General features: G+C 65.1%; 1 protein-coding gene. It reads left to right on the top strand.

Translation table 11 applies throughout. The features are described 5' to 3' along the window. The first annotated feature begins 281 nt into the window (after positions 1-281). A complete protein-coding gene (tnpC, locus tag V7D69_RS15975) occupies positions 282-1,760 on the top strand; it encodes an IS66 family transposase (RefSeq protein WP_333606332.1) in 1,479 nt (492 codons plus the stop codon). The last annotated feature ends 456 nt before the right edge of the window (positions 1,761-2,216 follow it).

Here is a 2,216-nt window from a genome sequence, read left to right on the forward strand (position 1 = left end):
ACTTGGGTCGCTGCCGCAGGCAGCGACCTTTTTTGTGACCGTGCCAATGCATCCCCGAAACGGTCCGCCGTTTCCGCCTGCCCTCCGGCGGGTTCACAGGTCGCCAGCGTGAGGCGCCTCGGTGGTCTTTGGGGGGCGATCGCGATGAGGCCTCCGCCGCGCGAGGCGGAAGCTCGGCCCTTCAGGGCCGAGTAGTCGCACCCGATGGACTTGGGCCATATAGCGATCGCAGCTTCACACGATTGACCCGGCTTCCGGACGATCCCGACACGCTTAAGGCGATGCCGTTGGCCGAACGGGCGCGCGCCGCGCGGCTCGAGCAGATCATCAAGGAATTGCAGCGTCATCGCTTCGGCCGCCGGGCCGAGACGCTGCCGGAGGACCAGTTGCTGCTCGGCCTGGAGGAGGTCGAGCATGTCGAGGCGAGCAGTGATGCCGCGACCGATGCAGCCAATGCGGCCGAGCGATCGAGCCGAGCCGCACGGCGCCGCAGGAACAGAGGAGCGCTGCCGGCGCATCTGCCGCGGGTCGAGATGCTGATCGACCTCGACGATCACGTCTGCCCGTGCTGTCAGCAGGCGCTGCACCGGATCGGCGAGGATGTGAGCGAACGACTGGATATCGTCCCGGCCCAGTTCCGGGTCCTAGTCGTAAGGCGGCCGAAGTATGCCTGCCGGGCCTGCGAGACCATGGTGCAGGCACCGGCGCCAGCGCGGCTGATCAAGGGCGGGTTACCGACCGAAGCCACCGTTGCGCAGGTGCTCGTCGCCAAATATGCCGACCATCTGCCGCTGTATCGGCAGGCTCAAATTTACGCCCGCCAGGGCCTCGACCTGGATCGCTCGACCCTGGCCGATTGGGTCGGGCGGGCAGCCTTCCTGTTGCGGCCGGTGCATGAGCGGCTGCTCGCGAGGCTGAAGCAGTCGCCAAAACTGTTTGCCGACGAGACCACCGCCCCGGTGCTCGATCCCGCACGCGGCCGCACCAAGACCGGCCAGCTCTGGGCCTATGCCCGCGACGACCGGCCCTGGGGCGGCACGGTCCCGCCCACCGTCGCCTATGTCTACGCTCCTGATCGCAAGGCCGAACGGCCGATCGTCCACCTCGCGGGTTTTGCCGGCATCCTCCAGGTCGACGGCTATGCCGGCTATCGGGTCCTGGCCGAGCGCGGTGACGTTGAACTGGCGTTCTGCTGGTCCCATGTGCGCCGGCGCTTCTACGAACTCGCCGCGGCCGGTCCCGCACCGATCGCCAGCGAGGCGCTCGAACGTATCGCCGGGCTCTACATCATCGAAGCCGAGATCCGCGGCCGCACCGCCGACGAGCGTCGCGCCGTCCGCCAAGAGAAGAGCCGGCCGATCGTCGACGAGTTCGAACCCTGGCTGCGCGCCAAGCTTGGTCTGATCAGCCAGAAGACCAAACTCGCGGAGGCCATCCGATATGCGCTGTCGCGTTGGGACGGGCTGACGCGCTTCATTGTCGACGGCCGCATCGAGATCGATTCCAACGTCGTTGAGCGCGCTATCCGCCCAATCGCGCTCAACCGCAAGAACGCCCTGTTCGCTGACTCGGACGGCGGAGGCGAACACTGGGCCGTCATCGCCTCACTGATCGAAACCTGCAAGCTCATCGGCGTCGAACCCCACGCCTATCTCACCGACGTCATCACCCGCATCGTCAACGACCACCCGAACAGCCAGATCGACGAACTGCTACCCTGGGCCTATCTCGCTACCCAAGAATGCTGGCGCGTGGCCTGAGAACATCGCTTACCACTGACTGCAGACCTGCCGCCAACGCGTCAGCGATGGCCGGAGATTGGAGCCGTCGAGAATCAAGGGGGGCGAGAGGTTTGCAATACTCCCGGAGCTGCGAATCATGCAGCAGCATACCCGCGATCCCAGGCATCGCAGGCAGCGAAGACGAAGCTCTCCAGGTCGCTGGCGGAAACGTGGAAACCCCAGATCGGGAAGCTGACTTTTCTTCAGACATGCGCCGGGTTCCGCGACGCCCGCGCGCCCTTTACCGGGCCTGGATCGCCCAACTTGCGGCGCGCAAGAGGGGCAGCTGTGGATGTAGTTCATCTACGCTGTTAGGCGGGGTTCCAGCGTGGCATATTGGATAAAATAATCTTGTATCCTGGTGGAGGACACATCCGAATCAGGCGTCTCCCCGTGTTGTGAGTACTTGGTGACAGTGAAGCGAAAATCGCACAA

The sequence above is a fragment of the Novosphingobium sp. genome, from assembly GCF_036733805.1.
GTDB lineage: Bacteria > Pseudomonadota > Alphaproteobacteria > Sphingomonadales > Sphingomonadaceae > Novosphingobium.